Origin of the sequence: Corynebacterium mycetoides (genome assembly GCF_900103625.1) — a bacterium.
GTDB lineage: Bacteria > Actinomycetota > Actinomycetes > Mycobacteriales > Mycobacteriaceae > Corynebacterium > Corynebacterium mycetoides.
On sequence record NZ_LT629700.1, the window covers coordinates 987153 to 1011633 of the forward strand.

The window sequence follows — 24481 nt, forward strand, 5'->3', positions numbered from 1 at the left end:
ACCACGGGTTGGGCGCTTTCCCCATTTTGACAACGTGCAATAGAGTGTGAGGCATGGCAGACCCGAAGGACAAGGCAGCCGCGAAGGCGGCGAAGCAACAGGAGCGCGCCGCGAAGCGCGCCAAGCGCAAGAACACCCGCAGCCAGATCGCGCAGGCGTTTACCATGCAGCGCAAGCGCGACAAAAAGCTGATCCCGCTGATGATTCTGTGCGTGCTCGGCATGGGGCTGCTGTTCTTCCTCATCGGCCTGCTGTTCAACGCCGAGTGGTTCATGCTGGTCACCGGCCTCCTCCTCGGCGCGGTGCTGGCAATGTTCGTGTTCTCCCGCCGCCTGGAGGCCTCGATGTACGACGAGGTGGGTGACACCCCGGGCGCGGCAGCGTGGACGCTGGAAAACATGCGCAATACGATGGGCATCGTCTGGCTTACCAAGACCGCCGTGGCCGCCAACACGCAGATGGACACCGTCCACCGCGTCGTGGGCAACCCCGGCGTGGTGCTCGTCGGCGAGGGCAACGCCAACAGGCTCAAGCCGCTCATGTCCAGGGAGCACAAGCGGGTGGACAAGCTTTTGGCCGGCGTGCCCATCCACGAGGTCTACGTCGGCGACGGCGAGGGCCAGACCGCCGTGCGCGACCTGCAAAAGACCCTGCTCAAGCTGCCGAAGAACTACAAGAAGGACGAGGTGTACTCCATCTCGGCCAAGCTCGACGCGATGGATGCGCGCACACGCCCCGGCCAGCCCGCCGGCCTGCCGGGCGGCCCGCTACCCCGCGGCGCCCAGTCCATGTCCGGCATGAACCGGCGGATGCGGCGCATGCAGGAGCGCAAGGGCAAGTAACTAGCTGAGGATCACGGTCGTGCCGGTGGCGCGGTCGTGCAGCCCCCGCCCGTCGGCATCCACCATCGCCGCCGGGAGGATGAATCCCGTGAGGATCGTGCGCACGGCGGCGCGCCAGAAGCCGACGCGCTGCCCCGGGAGGTCGACACGCGCGACCCCCATGCCCAGCGCCATCATGCCCGGGGTGCGCGCGAACAGCCAGCCGCAGACGATGCCGAGGATCAGCCAGAGGAGGTAGGTGAGCGTGGCGGTGTCGCCCAGCGCGTCGGTGTTGAAGCGGATAAACGCCGCTAACGCCCAGCACAGGAACCAATCGATGGTCACGGCCCCAGCGCGGCGCGCGACCGAAGCCTGCGCCCCCGCGCCTGAGCTGGGTAGGCCGAGGGACTGTCCCGGGAAACCTGGAGAATCTGCCATGGCACCTTAGAGTACTTGAGGGCACCTGGGCCGCTTCCGGCGCGTTCCATCGCGGCTCTTACGCGCCGTCGGCCTGCGGCGAATCTGTAGGATGGTTGTGATAGCAGCCGACCCACTAAGGAGTTCACTTCATGGCCTTCGACAACATCGAGGACGTCACAAAATTCATCGCCGATGAAGACGTCGAATTCGTCGACGTCCGCTTTACCGACGTCCCCGGGACCGAGCACCATTTCTCCATCCCGGCGTCCATGTTCGACGAGGATGTGGTTGCGGAAGGCTTGGCTTTCGACGGCTCCTCCATCCGGGGTTTTACCACCATCGAGGAGTCAGACATGGTGCTCATGCCGGACCTGGCCACCGCGAAGCTCGACCCCTTCCGCGCGGCGAAGACGCTGAACGTGAAGTTCTTCGTCAACGACCCGTTCACCCACGAGGCGTTCTCCCGCGACCCGCGCAACGTCGCCCGCAAGGCGGAGGAGTACTTGAACTCCACCGGCATCGCCGACACCTGCTTCTTCGGCGCCGAGGCCGAGTTCTACCTCTTCGACTCCATCCGCTACGAAGTCGAGGGCCACACCCAGTTCTTCGAGATCGACTCCGAGGAGGGCTGGTGGAACCGCGGCGCCGAAACGGAGCTCGACGGCTCCCCGAACCTGGGCTACAAGAACCGCGTCAAGGGCGGCTACTTCCCCGTCCCGCCGTACGACAAGACTGTCGACGTCCGCGACGCCATGACCCAGAACCTGGCCAACGCCGGGTTCAAGATCGAGCGCTTCCACCGCGAGGTGGGCAACGGCGGCCAGCAGGAGATCAACTACAAGTTCAACACCATGCTGCACGCCGCCGACGACCTGCAGGACTTCAAATACATTGTGAAGAACACCGCCGTGCAGTTCGGCAAGACCGCGACCTTCATGCCGAAGCCGCTGGCGGGTGACAACGGTTCGGGCATGCACGCCCACCAGTCCCTGTGGAAGGACGGCGAGCCGCTGTTCTACGACGAGTCCGGCTACGGCGGCCTATCCGACATCGCCCGCTACTACATCGGCGGCATCCTCGAGCACGCAGGTGCCGTCCTGGCGTTTACCAACCCGACGCTGAACTCCTACCACCGCCTCGTACCGGGCTTCGAAGCTCCGATCAACCTGGTGTACTCCCAGCGCAACCGCTCCGCCGCCATCCGCATCCCGATTACCGGCACCAACCCGAAGGCCAAGCGCATCGAGTTCCGCGCCCCGGACCCCTCGGGCAACCCGTATCTCGGCTTCGCCGCGATGATGATGGCGGGGCTCGACGGCATCAAGAACCGCATCGAGCCGCACGCCCCGGTGGACAAGGACCTCTACGAGCTCCCGCCGGAGGAGGCCAAGGAAATTCCGCAGGCCCCGACCTCGCTGGAGGCCGCTCTGGTGGCGCTGGAGCACGACCACGACTTCCTCACCGAAGGCGACGTGTTCACCGAGGACCTGATCGAGACCTACATCAAGCTCAAGTACGACCGGGAGATCACCCCGGCTCGCCTGCGCCCGACGCCGCTCGAGTTCGAGATGTACTTCGACTGCTAGCGCGTCAGCGCCAGCGCGTGGACCATGTCCAGCAAAGGCGTTTCCACCCCGCCGCGCTGGGCCATGCGCCGCAGCGCGCCGACCTGCGCGTCCAGCTCATTGGGCAGGCCGGCGGCGATGTCGCGGTGCATGGAGCTCGTCGCCTCCGGGTACTGCGAGTCGCAGAACGCCAAATTGATCTCCACGGCGTCGTCCTTCAGGTCCACTCCGAGCGCGCGGCCGGCGGCGGCGACTTCCTCCATCAGTCCGCGCAGCTGCGGGCGCAGCTCGGTGCGCAGGTAGCCCATCGGCTTTCCCGCCACCGCGCCGAGAACGCCGGTGGTGGCCACGAACATCGCCTTCATCCACACGTCGGTTAGAACGGCGCCGTCCTCGCCGTAGTATCGCGACCCGATCCCGGCGTTCTTGAGGGCGCCGACAAGCTGCGGCGCGGCAGCCGGCGTATCGACGACCCCGGGCAGCAGCCCGAATCTCAGCGACAGCGGCCCTGGGTTCAGTGTGATCTCGGCCGGGCCGGTGCGCGTCATGTACCCGCGCACCACGCCGGCCAGCACGCGCTCGGCGCCGAAGAGGTCCGCGGCGTCGAAGTGCACCTCCACCGAATTGTGCGTGGTCACGATGGGCACGTCGCGCAGCGTCTGGATGTCCGCGAACGTCTCGTTGCCCGGCAGCGCCTTCGTGGCCACGATCACCACGTCGACCCCGCCCATGAGGTCCGCGACCTCCGCTGCGGTCTCCCCCGCATGAAAGTTCGTCACCGTGCGCTCGCCCTCCGGGCTTGTCAGCCGCAGCCCGCGCTCGCGCAGCGCGGCGAGAGTCTCCCCGCGCGCGATAAACCCGACGTTCTCACCCGCGGCGGCCAGCAAACCGCCGAAGTATCCACCCACGCCACCGGCGCCGACAAAAAGAATGTTCATGCGATTTACTCTAGGCGCGCATTCAGATCGACATCGGACGGGTAGTTGGCGACGCGCCCGCGGGATGTGTACTGCCACATCACGGGCCTCTGGCGGCCCACGGCGGCGGGCCAGGAGTCCTCGCCCGGGAACTCCCCCGTGTCCGCGCCGTACTCGGCGATCCACAGCGCGCCGAAGGGGCTGGTGTCCGCCCCGCACATGCGCCGCCGCCACCAGCGCCGGGACGTGTACACCCCCGCCACCGGCACTCCTGCTGACGTGAACAGGGAGTGCGCCAGCCAGACGTCGTCAAGCGACAGGCCCGCGGGTGTCTCACAGTCGAGCCACATGGGCGCGCGGAAGTCGCCGAGCACCGCGAGGGCGGCGTCGACCTGCTCGGCCACAGTCGTGCCCTCCGAGGGGTTGCGCAGTAAGTGGTAGGTTTCCACGGCGATGCCGGCAGCGCGCGCGCCGTCCAGGTGCGAGGCGAACACCTTGTCGCGGTAGGTCCCGTCGGTGGTGCGCAGCACGGCGAAGGAGACGCCGGCGGCGGCGAGCGAGAGCCCGTCCTGGTGCTCGGAGACGTCGACGCCGAAGCGCATCAGCGCTTGGCCAGCCCGAGGCGCGGGACGAACTTCGACGGGTGGCGGCGCTGGGAGGCGGCGTCCGCGATCGCCAGGCGCCACTTCGGGTCCGTGACGGGCATGGTGGAGATCGGGAACCAGCCCACGTCGACCGATTCGTCGTCGCCCACCACAGGCACGCTCGCAGGTTCGGCCGCCTCGAGGCGCAGCTGCACCGACATGTAGGACGCCTCGTCTCCGTTGGCGTGCGTGATCGGGCCCACCGCGCCGACGCCGAGCAGCGCCGCGGTCGTCGCCGCCACACCGGTCTCCTCCAGCACTTCACGCTCGGCGGCGTGGTGCGGCTCCTCGCCGGGGTCGCAGATCCCGGTCACCGGCGTCCACTGCCCGTTGTCCGCCCGCTTGACCAGCAGCACGTCGGGCACCGCCCACGCCGAATCGGTCGCGGAATCACGCAGCACAATCGCCGTGACGGACGGCAGCCACATGAGGTCGGTGCCAATTTTGGCGCGGGTGCGGACGATGAAATCGGGAATCGGCATGGCTCCAAGTCTAACGCGCCCCCGGTGCACTAAAATCTCGAAGCATCATGAGCTCCACGACCGACGCCAACACACGGCTTGTGCGCGCGCTGCCCGCGCCGGTATTCACCCTCGTCTACGGCGCGGTCGTCATCGGGCTCATCGCCGGCGGGGTCGTTCTGGCGGACGCGGCGGAGACAGACCAGGCCGCTCCCGCGGACGTCGGCAAGCCTGTGCGGCCGTTCTTCCCGCCGCGTGTCGACGCCGCGAACGTGGAGGCCTCCGTCCGGCCGTACCTCATCGCCGACGCGGCGTTACTGCCCACCAGCACCGGCGTCACCCTGACCGGCACCATGACGGATACGGCGGAGGCGAACGTCGCCGATTTCGCCGGGCACGTGTCCCGCCTGCTCGAGCAGAATTGCGTGGACAACATGACCGTGCGCAGCCAGGACAACCTGCGGCTCAACCTGTGGGGCTTCTGCTTCACCTCGCCGGGGCCGGAGGCGATCCAGGCATACGTCACGGCGGGCCTCGAGAGGGGTGCCGACGAGGTCACGTTCTCCTTCTTCCCCGGCAGGCCGGTGGAGCGCTACGCGTCGCTGACGTGGTTCGCGGACTCGGCTACGGAATCCGAGGACAAGAAGGAAAACTGGGACGGCATTGGGCTCGCGGGGGCCACCCAGCACCTCGAGTGGAGGGTGATCGACCCGCAGACGATCCGGCTGCAAAGCTACGTCCGCACCGACGAGGGTGTCGACGACCACTACCTGGAGTTTTCACAGGCCCGGTAGCTACCAGCTGCGCAGCTCGAACTGCGCGTCGGGCACCACCGAGTTGATTACCTGCATCGTCTGGTCGACGTTGGAATACGACATCAGCCGCGGGTTGTCCATGCCCTCGTAGCACTCCTCGGCGGAGCGCCCCGCCTCCGTGCCGGAGACGACCCCGATAATGGTGGCGCGCCCGTTGACGTCCTGGAACACCGGCCCGCCGGAGTCCCCCTTCGCGGCGCACACCGCGGCGATATCGCCCTTTGTCTCCCGCGTCGCATCGGAGTCGGTGGTGATGATCTGCACGCGCCCCGTCTCACGGAACTGCCCGCAGGTGTAGCCGGTCGTGCCGCCGGTTTTGCAGATGCGGTCGTCCGGGCCGGCGGGGTCGGCGAGGCTTTCGGCGATCCCCGTCTCAATGGGCGCCCCGACAAGGGACATGTAGCGGTCCGGATCCGTGATCTCGATGATGGCGACGTCGATCTCAGGCGCCCCCGGGCTGTAGAGGCCTGAGTAGAGTGAAGTGGCCGGCCTCGCGCGAGTAGTCCTGCGCCGTGGCCGCTGTGGTGGGCCAGACGAGGTCGCCCTCGCGCCCGCAGTGCCCCGCGGTGACGGCGAAGTTGCGGCCCTCGGCGTTGCTGAAGGAAAACGCGACGGTGCAGGATTGGGCGGTAAAGGATTCGCCCGGCCGCGGGTAGTGGTTGGTCGACTGGATCAAGGTGCCGGGCGCCCACAGTGCGAAGCTGGGAACGCTGACGATGTTGTTCGCCGCGCCGACCTCCTCCGCGACCGGCGGGGGGACTGCCCCGCCCTGCCCGGGGGTCTGGACCGCCTCGAGCGCCTGGCGCTCCTGCACGGTTGCCGTCGGGACGCTGGAGGCGCCCAGCCCCGCCCACACGATGACGGCCACGGTAAATACGGCGACGACGAGCACCGCGGTCCACGCGCCCAGCCCCACCCCAGCGGTGTGTGCGCTGTCGGTGCTTCGGGTGGGGCGGGCGGGCGCCCGGTGGCGTCCCGCACCCTTGTTCGCTGGAATGCTCAACGCTAACGCTGCCTACACACCGGTGCTCTGGATGGACTGGATGATGAAGTCCTTCACTGCGTCCGCGTCGTTGGGCAGGTCCACCACGTGGCGTTCGGCGTCCACTACGTGCGCGAAGCGCTCCGGAACCTCGGGCGCGGAGCCCAAGGCCTCCGTGATCGTCTCGGAGAACTTCACCGGCAGCGCGGTTTCCATCACCACGATCGGGCTGTCCACCTGCTCTGCCACGCCGCGGGCGACGAACATGCCGTCGGCGGTGTGCGGGTCGAGCAGGTAACCGTAGCGCTCGTGGGTGTCTTTAATCGTCGCCAGCCGGTCGGCGTGGGTGCTTTTACCGGAGAGGAACCCGAAGTCCTCCCGGATGCGGTCCATGCACTCCGGGTCCCCCAGGTCGTCGGTGGAGAACCCGCCCTCCTTCGCCTTGACGGCAAACAGCTCGGAGGTCAGGTGCGCGTCGCGCCCGGTGGCGTCGAAAATGAAGCGCTCGAAGTTGGAGGCGCGGGAGATGTCCATGGACGGGCTCGACGTGGCGTGGGTCTGCGCCGCGGAGCGCGGGCGGTAGTCGCCGCCGGTGAAGAACTCGTGGAGCACGTCGTTCTCGTTGGTGGCCACGATGAGCTTGTCCACCGGCAGGCCCATTTGCTTGACGACGTGCCCTGCGCAGACGTCGCCGAAGTTGCCCGTGGGCACGGAAAACGAGATCTTCTCGTCGTTGGAGGAGGTCACGCGCAGGTAGGTGGAGATGTAGTACACCGTCTGCGCCAGCAGGCGCGCCCAGTTGATGGAGTTGACGGCGCCGATGCGGTATTTCGTCTTAAACGCGGTGTCCGCCGAGACCTCCTTGACCACGTCCTGGCAGTCGTCGAAGACGCCGTCGAGGGCAATGTTGAAGATGTTCGGGTCGTCGAGGCCGAACATCTGGGCCTGCTGGAAGGCGGTCATCCGGCCCGCCGGGGTGAGCATGAACACGCGGATGTTGTCGCGGCCGCGCATCGCGTACTCGGCCGAGGACCCGGTGTCGCCCGAGGTGGCGCCGAGGATGTTGATCTCCTCGCCGCGCCGGCCCAGCTCGAACTCGAAGAGCTCGCCGAGCAGCTGCATCGCGATGTCCTTGAACGCCGCGGTCGGCCCCTCGGAGAGGTGGGCGATGTAGAGCGAGTCATCCAGCTTGGTCACCGGCACGATCTCCTCGGTGGAAAACACCGGGGTGCGGTAGGCGCGCGCCGTGATCTCCTCGATCTGGGCGGGCGGGATGTCATCGACGAAGAGTGCGATCACGTCCGCGGCGAGGGCGGCGTAGCCGCGCTCGCCCAGGAGCGTGCGCCAGGCGTCGAGAAGCTCGGGCGTAATCCGCGGATAGACGGCGGGCAGGTACAGACCCCCGTCGGGCGCGAGGCCCGAAAGCAGGATGTCGGTGAATTTGGCGGGGGCCGCCTTTGCGTCGCGCGTCGAAATGTAATCCACGAGCAACCACTGTACAAGGGTGGGGCGTGGAGTACGTTCACATCCATGAGCTCTGATCACCCCCACGAACGAGTAACCGCCAAAGCACTGACCGTCTGGCTCGCGGCGGTGGCCGTCTACGTGGTGGCGATCACGGGCCGGACGTCGTTCGGCGTCGCGGGGTTAGATGCCATGGAGCGTTTCGACGTCGACGCCTCACGCATCGCCGTCTTCACCTCCGTGCAGGTGGGCGTCTACGCGCTCGCACAGATCCCCGTGGGGATGCTCATTGACCGCCGCGGGCCGCGGTTCATGCTCGTCGCCGGCGCCCTCGTCATGGCCGCCGGCCAGGTGCTGCTGGGTGTCACGCAGTCCTACGCCGTGGCTATCGTCGCCCGGGTGCTCATCGGGGCGGGTGACGCCACGGCGTTCCTCTCGGCCCTGCGCCTTCTGCCGTTCTGGTTCCCGCTGCGCCGCACGCCCCTGTTTACCCAGCTCACGGCCGCGCTCGGCCAGCTGGGCCAGTTCGTTTCGGCGCTACCGTTCCTCGCGCTGCTCCACGCGAAGGGCTGGACCACCGCGTTCGTCTCGCTCGGCGCGGTGGGCGTGCTCGTGGCGCTGGCGGCGTTCGTGGCCGTGGCCGACACGCCCGAGCAATCCGCGCAGCCTGCCCAGCGTGCATCCGAGACCACCCGCATGCCCGTGAGAACGATCCTGTCCACCGTGCTGCGCTCCCCGCTGTGCTGGGAGGCGTTCGCCATCCACGGCCTGGGCATGTTCTTCGTGGTCAACTTCACGCTGCTGTGGGGCATGCCGCTGATGATCCAGGGGATGGGGCTCACGCCCGCGCAGGCGAGCACGGTGCTCACCGTATTCACCGTGTCCACCGTGGTGGGCGGGCCGTTCCTCGCCCCGCTCTCCGCCCGCGCCGGCGCCGACCGCGACCTCGTCGCCGCCGCCATCGCCTCCGTCCACTTCGCCGCCTGGGTCGTGTTTTTCGCCTCTGTTTCCCCGCGCGGTCTCGGCGCGATGCTGGCCATCGCCGTGATCATGGGCGTGGCCACGCCCGTGTCTAACTTCGGGTTCGACAGCGTCCGCGAGCGCCTGCCGCGCGACATCGTCGCCACGGGCACGGGCCTGGGCAACATGGGCGGCTTTACCACCGGCATGGTCTCGGCGCAGCTCGTGGGCGTGCTTCTCGACGCCTCCTCCGGCAGCGCCGCCTACACCTGGGGCGACTTCCGCTTCGCGTGGACCTCCGTCTTCGCGATCTGGTTCCTGCTGCTCGCCGGCATGTTCGCCGCGCGTTCCCGCGTGCGGCGCGGGGGCGCGGGCGGCGTGCGCATCGTCGACGCCGGCTAGCGCGCCGCCCTTAGTCGAACTCGAGGGAGGGCACCTCTCCCCAGAACACTTCCTCGACCACCTGGTGCGCCCGGCGCGTGGTGCGCAGGTAGTCCTCCAAGAACTCCTGCTGGTTGTCCGGGTCGTATCCCGCCGAGCCCGCGACCTGCGCAAGCTGGGGGCCTGGGGCGGGCAGCTGGTCGGTGCGCTTGCCGGAGACCAACACGAGTGCGTTGCGGGCGTTCGTGGCCACCAGCCACGCGGCGCGCAGCGTGCGGGCCTGCGAGCCCCGGATCACCTCCGGGTCATCCAGCTCGTCGAGGTAGTCCAGCACGGCGAGGGTGGACGTGTTGTGCATCTGCGGGTGTTTGTGGGCGTGCATCATGGTCAAAAGCTGCACGGTCCATTCGACGTCGGACAGCGCGCCGCGGCCCAGCTTGGTGTGGGTGGCGCGGTCCGCGCCGTGGGGCAGGCGCTCGTCGTCTACCCGGGCCTTGATGCGGCGGATCTCGCGGATGTCGGCCTTGGTCGCCCCGTTGTCGGGGTAGCGGAACGGGTCGATGGCGCGCAGCAGCGCCAAGCCCACCTCCTTGTCCCCGGCGATGTTCGTGGCGCGCAGCAGGGCCTGTTTCTCCCACACCTCTCCCCATTCGCGGTAGTAGCGCTCGTAGGAGGCAACCGTGCGCACCACCGGACCCGAGCGCCCTTCGGGGCGCAGGCCCAGGTCCACCTCCAGCGGAGGGTCCCCCGAGGGCGTGGCCAGGCGGGTGCGCATGTTGTCGATGATCTTCGCGGCCCACGCCAGGGCCTCAGGCTCGGTGGCGGGCTCGGCGGCGGAGTCGGTGGCGGGTTCGGTGGCAGGTTCAGCGACGACGATCACGTCCGCGTCCGACCCGTAGCCCAGCTCGGCGCCGCCGAGGCGGCCCATGCCGATCACGGCGATGCGCGCGGGCGGCTCGTCGCGGCCGGAGGCGATCAGGTCCGCGCGGATCTCGGCGCGCAGCGCCGCCTCCAGCACGGCCTCCCACACCCACGTCAGCTCGATGCACACCTGGCGCACGTCCATCATGCCCAAAAGGTCCGCCGAGGCGATGCGCGCCAGGTCGGCCCGGCGCAGGGCGCGGGCGACCGAGACGGCCTTGTCCGGGTCGTCGTAACGCTTCGTCGCGGCCAGGATCGCCTTGTACACCTGATCGGGGGCGGTGCCGAGGAGTTTCGGGCCGTCGGAGCCGTCGCCAAGCAGCTGCACGACATCCGGCGCGGAGATGATGAGGTCCGCGGTGTAGGGCGAGGTGCCCAGGATGTGCATGAGGCGCTGGCCCACCACGCCCTCGTCGCGCAGCATGCGCAGGAACCAGGACTTGTCCTCCGCCGCCTCCGAGAGCTTGCGGTAGTTGAGCAGCCCCGCACCCGGGTCGGCCGTGTCGCCGAGCCAATTCATCAGGGTCGGCAGGAGTATGGCCTGCAGCTTCGCCTTGCGCGAGCTGCCCTTGACCAGGAAGTTCAGGTGCTCGTAGGCGCGCGCCGGGTGGCGGTAGCCCAGTGCGCTGAGCTGTGCTTTGACGGTGTCGGCGGACAGGGTTGCCTCGCCCACGGACAGGTCCACCACCGCGGAGAGGAGCGGGCGGTAGAAGAGCCGCTCGTGCAGCTGGGAGACGGACTTGCGGTACCTGCGCAGCGTCTCGTCGAGCCGGTCCACCGCGCTTTTGCGCTTGCCCGGCACAAACCCGGCGGCGCGGGCGAGCCAGCGGCGGCCGGCTTCGTCGTCGTCCGCGGGCAAGGAGTGGGTGCGCCTGAAGCGCTGCAGCTGCAGCCGGTGCTCGAGGAGGCGCAGGAACCCGTAGGCGTCGATAAGCTGGCGGGCATCCTCGCGGCCCACGTAGCCGCCGTCCATCAGCGCCTCGAGGGCGACGACCGTGTTGCGGCTGCGCAGCGATTCGTCGTAGCGGCCGTGGACGAGCTGGAGCAGCTGCACCGCGAACTCCACGTCGCGCAACCCGCCGTGGCCGAGTTTGAGCTCGCGGTTGCGCATGTCCTTGGGCACGTTTTCCAGCACCCGACGGCGCATCGCCTGGACATCATCCACGAAGGAGTCGCGCTGGCTCGCCTCCCACACCAGCGGGGCGAGCGTATCGACGTAGCGCTGGCCCAGCTCCATATCCCCCGCCATCGGGCGCGCCTTGAGCAGCGCCTGGAACTCCCACGTCTGCGCCCACCGCTTGTAGTACGCCAGGTGGGAATCCAGCGTGCGCACCAACGCGCCGGACTTGCCCTCGGGGCGCAGGTTGGCGTCGACCTCGAAGAAGCAGGCCGATCCGAGTTTCATGAACTCGCTGGCCAGGCGCGTGGCGTGGGCGCTGGCGGGCTCGGCGACGAAGACGACGTCCACATCCGAAATGTAGTTCAGCTCGCCGGCGCCGCATTTACCCATCGCGATGACGGCCAGGCGCGCGTCCGCGGGCTCGTCCCCGTAGACCACCCGCGCGGCCACCGCCAGCGCCGCAGTCAGCGCGGCGTCCGCGCACGCGGTGAGGATGTGCGTGGTGGCCGGGTAGCCCAGCATCGGCTGCGCGTCATCTTCTCCGGCGGCGCTCTTGGGCACGGCGAAGGTGCCCGCCAGGTCGGCGGCGGCGACGCGCATGATCAGGCTGCGGTACGCCAGGCGCAACGCGGTCCGCGCGGTGGCCCCGTCTGCGTAGAGTTCGCCCGCGCGGTAGGTGCCACACGTGTCGGCGTCCGGTGTAGCGTCCACCGCATCGAGCATGGTGCGCAGCACCTCCTCCGGCTCCGGCAGGGGGCGCCGCACAAGCTCCCACTGCTGCGGGTTCGCCACGAGGTGGTCGCCCAGCGCCGTTGAGCCGCCGAGCAGGGCGAACAGCCGGACGCGTAGGGTGGAGTACGCGCGGATCGCCGCGGCCAGCTCGTCCCAGCCCGGCCCCAGCGCGTCCGCCAGCCGCACCAGGGTGTTCACGGCGAGCTCCGGGTCCGCCGCGCCCGCCAGCGCCGCGCGGACGTCGCGGGAGTCTTCGCCGGCGAAACCGAGGCGTTCAACGTCGCTCATTGTCCGTGCCTCCTCTTAGAGATCCAGGTGGTGGTCGATCTCCCACTGGGTGATCTGGGAGGTGTAGTTGTGCCACTCCTCCCATTTCGAGCGCAGGAAGAACTCGAAGACCTGCTCGCCGAGCACCTCGGCCATGAACTCGGACTTTTCCAGGTGGCGCAGTGCCTGGTCCAGGGAGTTCGGCAGGTCCCGGTACCCCATCGCGCGGCGCTCCCGGCGCGTGAGCGAGAAGACGTCGTCACGCGCGGGCTCCTCGAGCTCGTAGCCCTCGGTGATCCCGCGCAGCCCGGCGGCGAGCACGGCCGCGAACGCCAGGTAGGGGTTGCACGCGGAGTCGAGCGAGCGGACCTCGATGCGCCGCGAGTCCGCCTTGTGCAGGCGGTAGGTGGGCACGCGCACCATCGCCGAGCGGTTGGACACGCCCCAGGTGGCCGCCGTTGGCGCCTCGGAGCCGAACTGGAGGCGCTTGTACGAGTTGACCCACTGGTTGGTCACCGCGGAGATCTCGTTTGCGTGCTCGAGGATGCCGGCGATGAACTGCCGGCCCGTCTTGGACAAAGAGATCTCGTCGTCCGGGTCGTGGAAGGCGTTGGACTCGCCCTCGAATAGGGAGAAATGCGTGTGCATGGCGGAGCCGTCCATGTCCGCGAACGGCTTGGGCATGAACGTGGCGTGCACCCCGTTGCCCTCCGCGATGGTTTTCACGATGTAGCGGAAGGTGACAATGTTGTCCGCCATCGTCAGCGCGCTGGTGTGCCGCAGGTCGATCTCCTGCTGACCCGGCGAGGCCTCGTGGTGGGAGAACTCCGTCACAATGCCCATGTATTCCAGCGCGGAGATGGACTGGCGGCGGAACTTCGGCGCCTCGTTGCGCTTCGCCTGGTCGAAGTAGCCGCCGTGGTCCGCCGGCCGCGGGCGCTCGCCCGGCTCGTTGGATGCGAGCACGTAGAACTCGATCTCCGGGCTGGCCATGAACTCGAAGCCGGCGTCGCGGGCGACCTGGATTTGGCGGCGCAGCACATGGCGCGGGTCGGCGAACAGCGGGTCGCCGTCGGGCATGGTGATGTCGCAGAACATGCGGGCGGTCTGCAGGCCCTCCTCCTCGTCGAAGGGCAGCGCCTGGTAGGTGGAGGGGTCGGGGCGCAGCAGAGTGTCGGATTCGGAGATGCGCGAGAAGCCCTCGATGGAGGATCCGTCGAAGCCGACGCCCTCGTCGAACGCCGCCTCGAGCTCGCCCGGCGACATCATCACCGTCTTCAGCGACCCGGAGATGTCGGTAAACCACAGGCGAATAAAGGAAATGTCCTGTTCATCGACCTTTTGCAGCACGTTCTCCTGTTGGCTGTTCATGCCCTCCCACTCTAGCCCCGCGGGATTAATTCCAGGTAAACTCAGGAGCACTTGTGCTTATAGTGTGCTCATAGTGTTCAGAGAAAGGCCGGTTTCCATGTCCGATAACCCGAAGAACGACCTTGACACTTTCCTCGAGGTGGAGGTCAAGCTGGCGGTGGATGACTCCACCGGAATCCCCGACTTGACACAGCTGCCCGGTGTGGAGGAGATCTTGTCCACCGAGGAGCACAACCTCACCGCCATCTACTACGACACCGAGGATCTGCGCCTGACCCACGCGAAGATCACGCTACGGCGCCGCACGGGCGGCGACGACGACGGGTGGCACCTCAAGCTGCCCGCCGGCACTACCTCCGGCCGCACCGAGCTGCGCGCGGAGTTGGGCGATCCGTCCGAGATCCCCGCCTCGCTTCTCGACGCCGTGCGCTCCATCATCCGCACCGCCGAACTCTCCCCGATCGCACAGGTGGACAACCGCCGGGTTGTCAGCGCGCTGGGGTCCGCCACCGGCGAGAAGATCGCCGAGTTTTGCGACGACCACGTCACCGCCTGGTCCCTGCTGCCCGGCGGCGAGCGCGCCGGCTGGCGCGAGTGGGAGGTGGAACTCAGCGAATTCACCGCCGGCACGGAGGAGGGCGGCGAGCTGATCCGGCAGGCCACGAGCTTCCTCATCTCCTCCGGGGCGCGCAAGTCCTCCTCCCCCTCGAAGCTGTTCACCGCCCTGGGCGAGTCGATCCAATCCGCCCCGCTGCCGCCCCACCTGCGCGACAGCGGCCTAGACCCCGCCTCGCCGGAGGGCGCGGTCGTCGAGGCCCTGCGCGGCCACCGCGACTCCATCGTGAGCTGGGACCCGCGCGTGCGCGCAGACGAGTTCGACTCGGTGCACCAGATGCGCGTGTCCACCCGCGAGATGCGCTCGCTGCTGGAGACGTTCGAGGGCATCCTCGAGGGCGACCAGCTTGGCCGCCTCGAATCCGAGCTCAAAGACATCGCCGCCACCTTGGGCGTGGCCCGCGACGCGGAGGTGGTGGAGGAGCGCTTCATCGAGCTGCTCGACTCCGACGAGTCCGGGCTTGTCGACACCGCCGCTGCCGAGCACATCCGCGGCGACATGCGCTCCGACTACGAGGCAGCCCACGCCGAGATTGTGGAGATGCTCAATTCGGAGCGCTTCCTCTCGCTCCTCGACGACATCGACAACCTCCTCGCCGAGCCGCCGGTGAACCCGGAGCTCGCCGGCGGCGCGGATACCTCTGAGAGGCCGCGGGCGCAGGGCGCGTCGAAAGAGATCCTGTACGAGCACCTCGAGAAGGGATACAAGAAGCTGGCCAAGCGCCACGCCAAGGTGCAGGAGCACTACCACGACACCGAGCTGCCCCTGCACGACCGCGAGGAGTACGTGCACGACGTGCGCAAGGCCGCCAAGAAGCTGCGCTACGCGGCGGTGGCCGCCGAGGGCGCGGGCGTGAAATCGGGGCGCCTGGCCAAGGCGTGCAAGTCGCTGCAGTCGATCCTGGGCGATTTCCAGGACGCCGTGACCTCACGCGACCGGATTCAGCGCCTCGCGGATGAGGCCCGCGAGCGCGGTGAGGACACCTTTGCGTACGGCATGCTCTACCAGCGCGAACTCGCCAGGGGCGAGCAGGCGCTCGAGGGATACGAGTCCGCTATCCGGGACGTGAAGAAGGCGTTCTCCAAGATCAAGAAGTAACTACTTCTCCCAGGAGGCCGGCTTGCCCCACTTCTCGTCGGCTTCCTCGGCCGCGTCGGCGGCCTTGTTGCGCAGCTCGGCGTTCTGGATGGCGGCCTCCGCCTCCTCGCGGGTGGCGTACGGGCCCATGCGCTCGTCCCAGGCGTCCTCCTTGCCCTGGGTGACCTCGCCGGTGGTGGGGTTGTAGTAGAACTGCTCGTCGGCCATCTCGACTCCTTTACTGTTTCGATGTTTGGCTGGTGCGGCCCAGAGTACCTGTCAGGTGGCGTTGGTAGTCTGGGGCGAGTGAGCGAGAGACGTAGAAAGGGTGTGGCATACATGGCCGTGTGGTCCCCGGAATCGCCCTCCAGCGCCGTGCGCGCCGCGCAGGTGCACGAGAAGGTCGCGGGCCGCGCGCCGCAGGCAGTGGCCTCCGCCCCCGCGACGTGGGTGCTCATCGGCGAGAACGTCGACCATTTCGGCGGCGTGACCATCGTCGGCCTGTCGCACCAGCGGGTCGCGGTCGCGGTCTCCCCTCGCACCGACGGCAAACTGCGCGTCGAGGTGCGCGCCCCCGGCGGCTTCACCGCGTCTGCGGACTCGCCGCTGCACGAGCTTGTCGACGCCCCCTTGCCCGCGCCGTCCGCCCCCCTCGACGTCCGCGGCCTGCGGCGCATCGCGGGGCTCGTGCACGCGCTCATCTCCCGCCAGGTGCTCTCCCGCGACACCGCCGGGCTGACCATCACCATCGCCTCCGACATCACCGCCGGGGCGGGCTTGGGCGCCCTCTACGCCACGGACGCCGCGGTGGCAGTCGCCCTGGCGAGCCTCGCCGGCGCGGAGGACCTCGACGAGGCCCCCACCCGCGCCCGCCTCGCGGAAATCTGCTCGTCCGCCGCCGCCGCGCACTCCACCCTGTCCATCCTCCGGGCCCGCCACACCGCCGCCCTGCGCGGAGCGGGTGAGAGCGTGAGCGTCATCGACTACTCCGACGGCTCCGTCACCCAGGCACCGCACCCGGGCAAGCTGGGCGTGCGGATCTTCTCCATTGCCCGCAGCCTGGGAGAGCCGCACGGCGGACAGGCGGAGCGCATCACGGCACGCCGCGCCTTCATCGATGAGGCCTGCTCCAACTTCGGCGTGACCTCCCTGCGCCAGCTGCCCGGCGCGGCCGAGCGCGTGGTGCAGTGGGTCGAGGCGCGCCGCGAGGTCACCGGCGACGACTCTGCACCCGACCCCGACACCGCCCAGGAGTGGGTGCGCTACTGCGAGACGGAGACGCTGCGTTCGCTGGCGGTCGCCCGAGCCTTGCGCTCGCGCCGCAGCGAGGAGCTGTTCACCCTGCTCAACTCGCCATCTGAGGCCCACGACATCGAGACCCCCGACGACCTCGTCGCCTTCGCGCTCGCGCGCGGCGCTGTCTCCGCGCGCCCGGCGGCGGCCGGGATGTCGCAGGCCGTCATCGCGTTCGTGCCGCTGCGCGACGTGGAGCGCTTCGTCTCCGCGGTCAGCGCGGACCACGAGGTTGTTGAGGTGCTCCCGGGCGTTGCCGCGGGCGTCGAAAAGCTTTAATCCGCCGGCCAGGCGAACGCGACCTCCCGCTCGACGACGCTCGCGCGGATGAGGCTGACGGACGTCTCCTTGCCCTCCTGCGGCCGGCCCAGGCACGGCGCGAGCACGGGCGGGTCGACCACGAAGATGCGGGACTGGTCGCGCTCCTCCTCCGTCTTGAGCACCACCGCCTCGAAGTTGTGGCCCATCCACGGGGTGAGCACGGTGGCCTCGGTGAGGTTGAGGCACGCGCGGTCGACCGTGTTGGACAGCTGAGAGGTGCGCCCCATCGTCTTGACCACCTGGTTCGCCCCCTGCTCCACCCACTCGGGCACGACTGTGCCGGCGCAGATGGCGAGGCAGACCTCGGTGGCGTAGCGGTCGATCAGCCGGCGCAGCGGCGCCGTGACGTGCGAATAGTACCCGCCGATGCCCGCGTGCACCTCGGCGCTCTTCTCCGCGAGGTTGATGTAGCCGGAGCCGCGCAGGAGTTTCTGCGCCTCGCGCATCACCGCCATGCCGCGCGGCGTGTCGGCGTCCACCCTGGCCAGAAACTCCCCGATCGGCTCGTCGCCGATGTGGAAGCCCAGGTTGCGCACCTCCGCGCGGAACTCTGCCTCGGCGCCGTCGTTCGCCGGGCCGAGCACGCGCAGAAAGCCCATGCCCGCCTCCACCATCATCGTCCCCGCCACCATGCCGGTGAGCAGGGAGATCTCGGAGTTGTAGTCCATCACGGGGTGCCGCGGCTCGATGACCAGCTCGAAGCGCCCGCCATCGGTGTCCACCACGCGCACGCTCGGCAGCCGCAGGTTGATCGCCTCCCGCCGCTGTGAGCTCGCCTGCCGCAGCTTCCCCACCGCCTCGAGCTCGCGTATCGACGCATGCACCTCACCCCTGTCAACCGCCTCCTGCACCTCGTCGTAGTTCAAGCGGGCGCGGCTGCGCACCAGCGCGCGCTCCACGTGGTAGCCGGCGACCTCCCCCTTCTCGTCCAGGTGGAAGGTCCAGAGCACGGCCGACCTATCGACGTCCGGGAGCAGGGACGCTGAGCCCTCGCTCAGCTCCGGCGGGTGCAGCCGCGCCGGCTCGTCGGGCAGGTAGATTGTCTGCCCGCGCGTGAGAGACTCCGCCCGGACCAGATTGTCGCCCGTCTCCACAAACGCGGCGACGTCCGCGATGGCGTAGTACACCGTGTAACCCGTCGCAGTCTTCTCGATGCACACCGCCTGATCCAAGTCCATGGAGCCGGGTGGGTCGATGGTGACGAACTCGATGTCGCGGGCGTCGCGACGCTGCGCGGCGTGCGCGTCCGTCAGCCGCGCCGCCTCCTCGTGCAGCTCAGGGGCGAAATCTGTGGGCACGTCGAACTCTCGCGCAATGTCTCGGAAGTCCAGGGGCGCCGCATAGAGTTTCATAGCCCGCCATTGTTGCAAAGTCCGGGCGCGGGCGCACCCGCTGCCTGCTCCCCCGCTCCGCCTAAACCCGGAACGTGCAACATCCCCCTGTTCCGCCTAAACCTGGACCAAGTTGTAGCGTCCGAGTTTAGGCGGAACCGGAAGGCCCCTCCGGGCGCCCCTTCGGCGGCGCCTTCCTGGCCTTCCTGGCGCGCGCGATCTCCGCGACAACCCGGTCCATGTCGTGCAGATCCTCCGGGTAGAGGCGCAGAACGACGTACCCCATGTTCGTCAGCGCCCTCTCCCGGTCGCGCTCTCGCATGAGCACCTCGCGGGTGTTGTCCGCGTACTTGGAGCGACCGTCGATCTCCACGATGAGGAAGTCGTCGAACAAGAAGTCCGGCCGGTACCTGCCCAGGGTCACCTGGAACCTCCACCCCGTGACCTTGCGCTGGATGAGCCCGGCGCGGAACAGGCTCTCGTAGGCGGACTCCGACGCCCCGGTTGCGTGGTCCACGCAGGCCAGCGCGGTTTTCTTCCCCACGAACCGGCCCATCCGGTAGATCTCCTGGCGCAGCTGCCCCGCGGAGCACCCGCGTACGGAGAGCAGCCAGTCCGCTGCCATGAGTCCCTCGGTGAACCCGTGGTAGCGGGCGATGTCGATAAAGGTCCTGATGTCGCTGGTGGTGCGCACCCCGAACATCTCCACGAGCTCGTCGGGGCGATAGGCCGCCTGCCGGTAGCACACGTGGAGCATGCGCCGCCGTGACGACGGCGTGCCCCCACTGGGCAGCGCCACCTCCACCACGGCGCCGCGCAGGTTCACAGTCCACATCCCCCGCAGCGACCCGGCCGCCCGGGAGATGACGTACCCAGAGCGCATGCTGCGCCCGGCCGCTACGGAGCGCAGCCCGAAGAGGCGCCACGGCGGGATCTCCGCATGGTCCGTCCTCGCGATCACCTGCGTGTGCGCCAGGTACACGTAGTGCCCGTCGGCGATCGCGGCGCGGATGGCGCCGTCGCGCTTCGTCAGTCGTCGTGTGTCGATGAGTAGTTCTACCAGCTCGTTTAATGTGTTTCCCCCCATGGGACAACCATGTCACGAGCCGCGGCGCATTGTCACCCCCTCCCCGCAAACCTGTGGATAACTCACTCCGCCTAAACCCGGACACCCCGAACATGGTCCAAGTTGAGGCGGAATACCCCCAAGTTGCACGTTGCGAGTTTAGGGCGAGCGCCCACACCCCACGCGTGGGCGAATGAGCCGGCCTGTAAGCCGGATTCTGTCCCCGGCACGCGCCAGGTGGCAATCATCCATCTGGACCTCCCATTGCTGGGGGCCTCGAGCAGCTACCTTCGGACTGGGCGGGCAGCCTCCATCGCGTCCGACGACCTCCGCTCGAAAGCGGGGGCTCTTGCCTTGCTCCCGGTGGGGTTTACCTGGCCACACGTGTCGCCACGCATGCCGGTGCGCTCTTACCGCACCCTTTCACCCTTACCCGCATGGCGCGGGCGGTCTACTCTCTGTTGCACTTTCCCGCGGATCGCTCCGGGTTGCTGTTGGCAACCACCGTGCCCTGTGGAGTCCGGACTTTCCTCGACCCCCGCCTGTCCGCATGCGCGGCGGTTCGGGGAGCCGCGATTGCCCGGCCGACTCATTCGCCCGAATGACTATACTCTACCTGTGGTGCGCGACGTCGTTTACGCAGCGTACAACGCCAAAATCGCCGTAGAACTCGACGACGGACACGCTCGCCAGGTCAAGGAAGATGTGCCGGAACGCCTCGTCGCCCACCCCGAGCCCCTGGCGGATGATGGACTTGATCGGCGTCATGTGGGTGACCACGAGGATGGTCTTTCCCTCGTGCTTGTCCTGCAGCGCCAGCCGCGCGCGCGTGACGCGGCGGTGCAGCGCGGCGAGGGACTCCCCGTCCGGCGGGGCCACGCTTGTCGACGCCTGCCACGCGTCAAACTCCTCCGCATAGCGCTCCACACACTCGGCGCGGGACAGCCCCTCGAACGCGCCGTAGTCCATCTCGCGCAGGCCCTCGTCGACGTCGATGTCGGCGATGCCGAGGGCGTCGGCGCAGGCCTTGGCGGTTTGGCGGGCGCGTGTCTGCGGTGAGGTGACGATGACGTCGATGGGCTCCATGGCCGCGACGGCGTGGGCGGCGCGCTGGGCCTGCTCCACGCCGACGTCGGTAAGCGAGGGGTCGGAGGAGCCCGAGTAGAGCTTGGCGGCGGAGTGCTCGGTCTGGCCGTGGCGCAGCAGCACGAACCGGGTGCGCGGGGCGTCGGCACCGTGCCAGTGCGCGGGGCTGGCCACCTCGTGCTGGCCCGCCCCGACGATGCCGGGTGCGGCGCCTTTCGCGGCGGCGTCCATGGCCACGTTGGACAGCTCGTCGGCCTTCTTGTTGTGCGCGCGCGGCACCCAGGTGTAGCTCACCGACTCGAAGCCGGCGGCGAGGGCGCGGGCGGCGAGCGCGAGCTCCTGCATGTCGGGGTGCTTGATCTTCCAGCGCCCGGACATTTGCTCCACCACGAGCTTGGAGTCCATGTACACCTCCACGCGGGTGGCGCCGAGGTCGCGCGCCGCCTCGAGCCCGCGCAGCAGGCCGTGGTACTCGGCGACGTTGTTGGAGGACTTGCGGCCCACCACGTAGGCGATCTCGGCCAGCGTCTCGCCGGACTCGCCGTAGACCACGGAACCGGAGCCTGCGACGCCGGGGTTGCCGCGTGAACCACCGTCAGTAAAGACCTTGACCAGCATGGTCCTACTCCCCCGCCGGCGCCACGCGCACGAGCAGCGCGCCGCAGTTCGGGCACGTCGGCAGCTCATCCGGGTCCGCGGCGAGCACCTCGGCGCGCTCCGCCTGTGGCAGGGTGATGAAGCAGGATCCGCAGGTGCGGCCGTTGAAGGGCGCCGCCCCGATATCGTCGTACAGCGCGAGCACGTCGGCGGGCAGCTGCGCGCGGAACGTGGCCGGGTCGGCGAGCTCCGGCGCGGGCGAGGCCTCGGCGGCGCGGCGGGCGACCTCGATCTTCCGGTCCATCTCGTCCAGGCGCGCGCCGTGGATGTCACGGTTGTTGCGCAGCGCCTTGACCTCGCCGTGCGCCTCCTTGAGCTCGTAGTAGAGGTCGGCCAGGCGCGACTTCGCGGCGTAGCGGTCGTGCTCCAAGTCCTTGCGGCGCTCCGGGTCCGTCTCCGCGGTGAGCTGGTGCTTGTTGTCCAGGTCACGCTTTTTCAGCTTGCGTTCGTCCTCCTGGATGCGCAGGATGTCCAGCTCGAGGTCGTCCACGGCCATTTGCGCGGCTGCGGCGGCCGACGCCAGGCGCTCGCGCTGCGCCACCAGGTTGGCGAGCTCGGCTTCCTCGGGGCTCTGGCGCTGGGGGTGGCGCTGCGCGCGGTCGGCGCGGGCAAGCTCGAGCAGGACCTGCTGCTTGTCGGGCGAGAGGTTCACGACGGTGCTCCTTAATTTACGTTCGCGGGTGGGCGGAGACGGTCCAGGGGTCCGTGCGGATGGTGAGGATCTCCGTCTCCACGTCCAAAGCGTCCACGATACCTTTCGCCTGCCGGGTCCAGGGAAACTCCGAGGCCCAGTGCGCGGTGTCGATCACGGCGCAGCCGCCGGCGCGCAGGTGCTCGTCGACGGGGTGGTGGCGCAGATCGGAGGTGACGTAGACGTCGACGCCGAGGCGCGCGACGTCGCCAAGCAGGCTGTCGCCGGAGCCCGAGGACACCGCCACGGTGCGCACTATCTGCTCCGGGTCGCCGGCGGCGCGCACCCCCCAGGCGGTCTCGGGCAGGGCGTCGGCGACCTGCTGGGTGAAGTCGCGCAGGGTCATCGGCTCGTGCAGCTCGCCGACGCGCCCCAGGCCCGGCGCGGTGGAGAGGTCCGTGTCGTTTTCCAGCACGACGATGTCGAAGGCGGGCTCCTCGTAGGGGTGCGCGGCGCGCAGCGCGCGGATGAGCTCTGAGCGCAACCGCGTGGGGGCGACGAACTCGGCGCGGACCTCGCGGGAGGAAAAGTGCTCGCCCACCTCGCCGTCGGTGGGGTCGGCGCCCTCGGTCGGGGTGAAGCCGCCGGTGCCCTCCCAGGTGAACGCGCAGCGCTCGTAGTTGCCGATGGCGCCGGCGCCGGCGTCGAAAAGCGCGTCCATCACGCGATCGGCGTCGGCCGGCGGGATGTAGACGCCCCACTTGTCGGTGTGGCGGGCGCGCTTGGGCTTGATCGGGCGGCCCGGGGTGATGCCGACGAGCTCGGCGAGGAGGTCGGAGACCCCCGGGCGCGCCGAGTCGGCGTTGGTGTGCGCGGCGAACAGCGCCACCCCGCCCGACAGAAGCGCGTGGATGACCTTGCCCTTCGGCGTGTTGGCGGCCACCGAGGACACCCCGCGCAGCAGCAGCGGGTGGTGCACAACCAGCATCTGGGCGCCCGTTTCCACCGCGCGGCGGGCCACCTCGAGCGTGCAGTCCAGCGCGAAGGCGACCTTGCGCACCTCGGCGTCCGGGTCGCCGCAGATCAGGCCGACCTGGTCCCAGTCCTCAGCAAGCGCCGGGGGGTAGGCCTCCTCCAGGGCCGCGACAACATCAGCTACCGACACAGAAGACTTCATGCGCCCAGCCTACAAACAGCGAACAAAGCTGACATGCTGGGAGCCATGCCAGAGACACTGCCAGAGAAACTGCACATCGATTTCGTCTGCACGGGCAACATCTGCCGCTCCCCGATGGCGGAGGTGATCATCCGCGACAAGCTGGAGCGGGCGGGCCTGGGTGACAAGGTGCGCGTGAGCTCGTCCGGGATCGGCGGCTGGCACGTGGGCAGCCCCGCCGACGAGCGCGCATTGCACGAGCTCGAGGAGCACGGCTACGACGGATCGCGCCACCGCGCGCAGCAGTTCGGCCCCGCCCAGCAGGACGCCGACCTGCTTGTCGCGCTCGACCCGCGCCACGTCTCTGAGCTCGTCGCCCGCGGCGTTCCCGAGGACAAGATCCGCCTGATGCGCTCGTTCGACCCGGCCTCCCCCGAAGGCGCCGGCATCGACGACCCCTACTACGGCGGCGCGGAGGGGTTTTCCACCACTCGCGAGCAGATCGAGGCGAGCGCGGATGGCATTATCGGCTGGGTCCGCGTGCAGCTACACTAGCGTTTATGCGCAAGACTTTCCTCACCCCCGGGTGGGCGATCGCTGCGATCCTGGTCGCGCTGTTCTCCTACTTCGCGTTCACGTTTCTCGCGCCGTGGCAGCTGGGCAAGAACGAGCGCCTGGTCGATCGCAACGAGCACATCGAGCACGCCTTCAACACTGACCCCGTCCCGGTCTCCCAGGTCGCTCCCGACGGCGCCGTCGACCCCGACGACGAGTGGACGCGCGTGACCATGACCGGCCGGTACGTCCCCGACGACGAGGTGCTGCTGCGCCTGCGCCCGGTGGACAAGACCCCGGCGTTCCAGGTGCTCACCCCCTTCGCCGTCGCCGGCGGGCCGACCTTCCTGGTCAACCGCGGCTGGGTTCCGGCCGCCGACGGCGGGACCACGGTCCCCAACTTCCCGCCCGCGCCCGCCGGCGAGCTCACCATTACGGGCATGCTGCGTGTCGACGAAGGCCCGCACCCCTCGCCGCCCGTCATCGACCAGGGCCACGCCATGGTCTACAGCATCAGCACGCAGCAGGCCTCCGAGATCACCGGCGCGCAGCTCGCCCCCTCGTACCTGCAGCTTGCCGACGCCCAACCCGGCGTGCTCCAGCCCATCCCCCTGCCCGTGCTGGACACCGGCAACCACCTGTCCTACGGGCTGCAGTGGATCGCGTTCGGCGTTATGGCCCCGGCGGGGCTGATCTACTTCGTCTGGGCGGAGGTGCGCGAGCGGCGCCGCTTCCGCGAAGAGCAGGAGGAGATGCTCGCGCTTGCGGAGCCCGAAAATGAGGGGGACCGCTATGGCCGTGCCAAGCGCAATCACTGGGCTTCGGCTTACGATAGGGAGCAGGAACGCTAG

General features: G+C 68.9%; 23 protein-coding genes and 1 other RNA gene. 8 read left to right on the forward strand and 16 right to left on the reverse strand.

The window, feature by feature from the left end:
* The first annotated feature begins 53 nt into the window (after positions 1–53).
* On the forward strand, positions 54–842 hold the full coding sequence (locus BLS40_RS04770) for a DUF4191 domain-containing protein (RefSeq protein WP_092149481.1): 789 nt from the start codon (positions 54–56) through the stop codon (positions 840–842).
* Here BLS40_RS04770 and BLS40_RS04775 read toward each other — a convergent pair whose 3' ends face one another.
* A complete protein-coding gene (locus BLS40_RS04775; RefSeq protein ID WP_092149484.1) occupies positions 843–1259 on the reverse strand; it encodes an RDD family protein in 417 nt (138 codons plus the stop codon).
* Positions 1260–1390: 131 nt separating this feature from the next.
* Here BLS40_RS04775 and glnA point away from each other — a divergent pair, with 131 nt between their 5' ends.
* Positions 1391–2827 (forward strand): type I glutamate--ammonia ligase, encoded by a 1437-nt coding sequence (glnA, locus tag BLS40_RS04780; RefSeq protein ID WP_092149487.1) that lies wholly within the window; start codon positions 1391–1393, stop codon positions 2825–2827.
* Here the strand turns inward: glnA and BLS40_RS04785 are convergent.
* The 3 genes from BLS40_RS04785 to BLS40_RS04795 are packed head-to-tail and all read right to left on the reverse strand — an operon-like array spanning position 2824 to position 4849.
* Positions 2824–3744 (reverse strand): 2-dehydropantoate 2-reductase, encoded by a 921-nt coding sequence (locus BLS40_RS04785; protein ID WP_092149490.1) that lies wholly within the window; start codon positions 3742–3744, stop codon positions 2824–2826. The two genes, glnA and BLS40_RS04785, sit on opposite strands and share 4 nt — an antisense overlap.
* Before the next feature lie 5 nt (positions 3745–3749).
* Positions 3750–4325 carry a glycoside hydrolase family 25 protein gene (locus tag BLS40_RS04790; RefSeq protein WP_092149493.1) on the reverse strand — a complete coding sequence of 192 codons (576 nt, stop codon included), beginning with the start codon at positions 4323–4325 and terminating at the stop codon, positions 3750–3752.
* On the reverse strand, positions 4325–4849 hold the full coding sequence (locus BLS40_RS04795; protein ID WP_092149496.1) for an NUDIX hydrolase: 525 nt from the start codon (positions 4847–4849) through the stop codon (positions 4325–4327). Before BLS40_RS04795 ends, BLS40_RS04790 begins: the two co-directional genes overlap by 1 nt.
* Positions 4850–4896: 47 nt before the next feature.
* Between BLS40_RS04795 and BLS40_RS04800 the strand changes: the two genes are divergently transcribed.
* Positions 4897–5622, forward strand: a complete 726-nt coding sequence (locus tag BLS40_RS04800) for a hypothetical protein (protein ID WP_092149499.1) — start codon at positions 4897–4899, stop codon at positions 5620–5622.
* On the opposite strand, the gene BLS40_RS11195 is transcribed toward BLS40_RS04800, so the two are convergent.
* The 3 genes from BLS40_RS11195 to thrC are packed head-to-tail and all read right to left on the reverse strand — an operon-like array spanning position 5623 to position 8110.
* A complete protein-coding gene (locus tag BLS40_RS11195; protein WP_331710858.1) occupies positions 5623–6084 on the reverse strand; it encodes a trypsin-like serine protease in 462 nt (153 codons plus the stop codon).
* A 1-nt stretch (position 6085) separates the two neighbouring features.
* On the reverse strand, positions 6086–6646 hold the full coding sequence (locus tag BLS40_RS11200) for a S1 family peptidase (RefSeq protein WP_231908522.1): 561 nt from the start codon (positions 6644–6646) through the stop codon (positions 6086–6088).
* A gap of 12 nt (positions 6647–6658) precedes the next feature.
* Complete coding sequence (thrC, locus tag BLS40_RS04810) at positions 6659–8110, reverse strand: threonine synthase (RefSeq protein ID WP_092149502.1); 1452 nt, start codon at positions 8108–8110, stop codon at positions 6659–6661.
* 45 nt (positions 8111–8155) lie between these two features.
* Here thrC and BLS40_RS04815 point away from each other — a divergent pair, with 45 nt between their 5' ends.
* A complete protein-coding gene (locus tag BLS40_RS04815; protein ID WP_092149505.1) occupies positions 8156–9451 on the forward strand; it encodes an MFS transporter in 1296 nt (431 codons plus the stop codon).
* A 10-nt stretch (positions 9452–9461) separates the two neighbouring features.
* On the opposite strand, the gene BLS40_RS04820 is transcribed toward BLS40_RS04815, so the two are convergent.
* Together BLS40_RS04820 and BLS40_RS04825 are read right to left on the reverse strand one after the other, a co-directional pair.
* On the reverse strand, positions 9462–12491 hold the full coding sequence (locus BLS40_RS04820) for a bifunctional [glutamine synthetase] adenylyltransferase/[glutamine synthetase]-adenylyl-L-tyrosine phosphorylase (protein ID WP_092149507.1): 3030 nt from the start codon (positions 12489–12491) through the stop codon (positions 9462–9464).
* A 15-nt stretch (positions 12492–12506) separates the two neighbouring features.
* Complete coding sequence (locus BLS40_RS04825) at positions 12507–13841, reverse strand: glutamine synthetase family protein (RefSeq protein WP_092149510.1); 1335 nt, start codon at positions 13839–13841, stop codon at positions 12507–12509.
* A 97-nt stretch (positions 13842–13938) separates the two neighbouring features.
* Between BLS40_RS04825 and BLS40_RS04830 the strand changes: the two genes are divergently transcribed.
* Positions 13939–15555 carry a CYTH and CHAD domain-containing protein gene (locus tag BLS40_RS04830; RefSeq protein ID WP_092149514.1) on the forward strand — a complete coding sequence of 539 codons (1617 nt, stop codon included), beginning with the start codon at positions 13939–13941 and terminating at the stop codon, positions 15553–15555.
* Here BLS40_RS04830 and BLS40_RS04835 read toward each other — a convergent pair whose 3' ends face one another.
* Positions 15556–15762 (reverse strand): hypothetical protein, encoded by a 207-nt coding sequence (locus BLS40_RS04835; protein ID WP_092149517.1) that lies wholly within the window; start codon positions 15760–15762, stop codon positions 15556–15558. It abuts the gene before it with no gap.
* A 111-nt stretch (positions 15763–15873) separates the two neighbouring features.
* On the opposite strand from BLS40_RS04835, the gene BLS40_RS04840 reads away from it, so the two are divergent.
* Positions 15874–17106, forward strand: a complete 1233-nt coding sequence (locus BLS40_RS04840; protein WP_092149520.1) for a galactokinase family protein — start codon at positions 15874–15876, stop codon at positions 17104–17106.
* Here BLS40_RS04840 and BLS40_RS04845 read toward each other — a convergent pair.
* From BLS40_RS04845 to BLS40_RS04870, 6 genes are all read right to left on the reverse strand, one after another.
* On the reverse strand, positions 17103–18500 hold the full coding sequence (locus tag BLS40_RS04845) for an RNB domain-containing ribonuclease (RefSeq protein ID WP_092149523.1): 1398 nt from the start codon (positions 18498–18500) through the stop codon (positions 17103–17105). The two genes, BLS40_RS04840 and BLS40_RS04845, sit on opposite strands and share 4 nt — an antisense overlap.
* Positions 18501–18627: 127 nt before the next feature.
* Positions 18628–19566 carry an endonuclease domain-containing protein gene (locus BLS40_RS04850; protein WP_092149525.1) on the reverse strand — a complete coding sequence of 313 codons (939 nt, stop codon included), beginning with the start codon at positions 19564–19566 and terminating at the stop codon, positions 18628–18630.
* 169 nt (positions 19567–19735) lie between these two features.
* Positions 19736–20137: RNase P RNA component class A (rnpB, locus tag BLS40_RS04855), an RNA gene on the reverse strand.
* A gap of 20 nt (positions 20138–20157) precedes the next feature.
* Positions 20158–21249 (reverse strand): bifunctional RNase H/acid phosphatase, encoded by a 1092-nt coding sequence (locus BLS40_RS04860; RefSeq protein WP_092149528.1) that lies wholly within the window; start codon positions 21247–21249, stop codon positions 20158–20160.
* 4 nt (positions 21250–21253) lie between these two features.
* Positions 21254–21940, reverse strand: coding sequence for a zinc ribbon domain-containing protein (locus tag BLS40_RS04865; RefSeq protein WP_092149531.1), 687 nt, complete (start codon positions 21938–21940; stop codon positions 21254–21256).
* 16 nt (positions 21941–21956) lie between these two features.
* Complete coding sequence (locus BLS40_RS04870; RefSeq protein ID WP_092149533.1) at positions 21957–23096, reverse strand: Nif3-like dinuclear metal center hexameric protein; 1140 nt, start codon at positions 23094–23096, stop codon at positions 21957–21959.
* 45 nt (positions 23097–23141) lie between these two features.
* Here BLS40_RS04870 and BLS40_RS04875 point away from each other — a divergent pair, with 45 nt between their 5' ends.
* Complete coding sequence (locus BLS40_RS04875) at positions 23142–23630, forward strand: low molecular weight protein-tyrosine-phosphatase (RefSeq protein WP_092152183.1); 489 nt, start codon at positions 23142–23144, stop codon at positions 23628–23630.
* 5 nt (positions 23631–23635) lie between these two features.
* Positions 23636–24481, forward strand: a complete 846-nt coding sequence (locus BLS40_RS04880) for an SURF1 family cytochrome oxidase biogenesis protein (protein WP_092149536.1) — start codon at positions 23636–23638, stop codon at positions 24479–24481.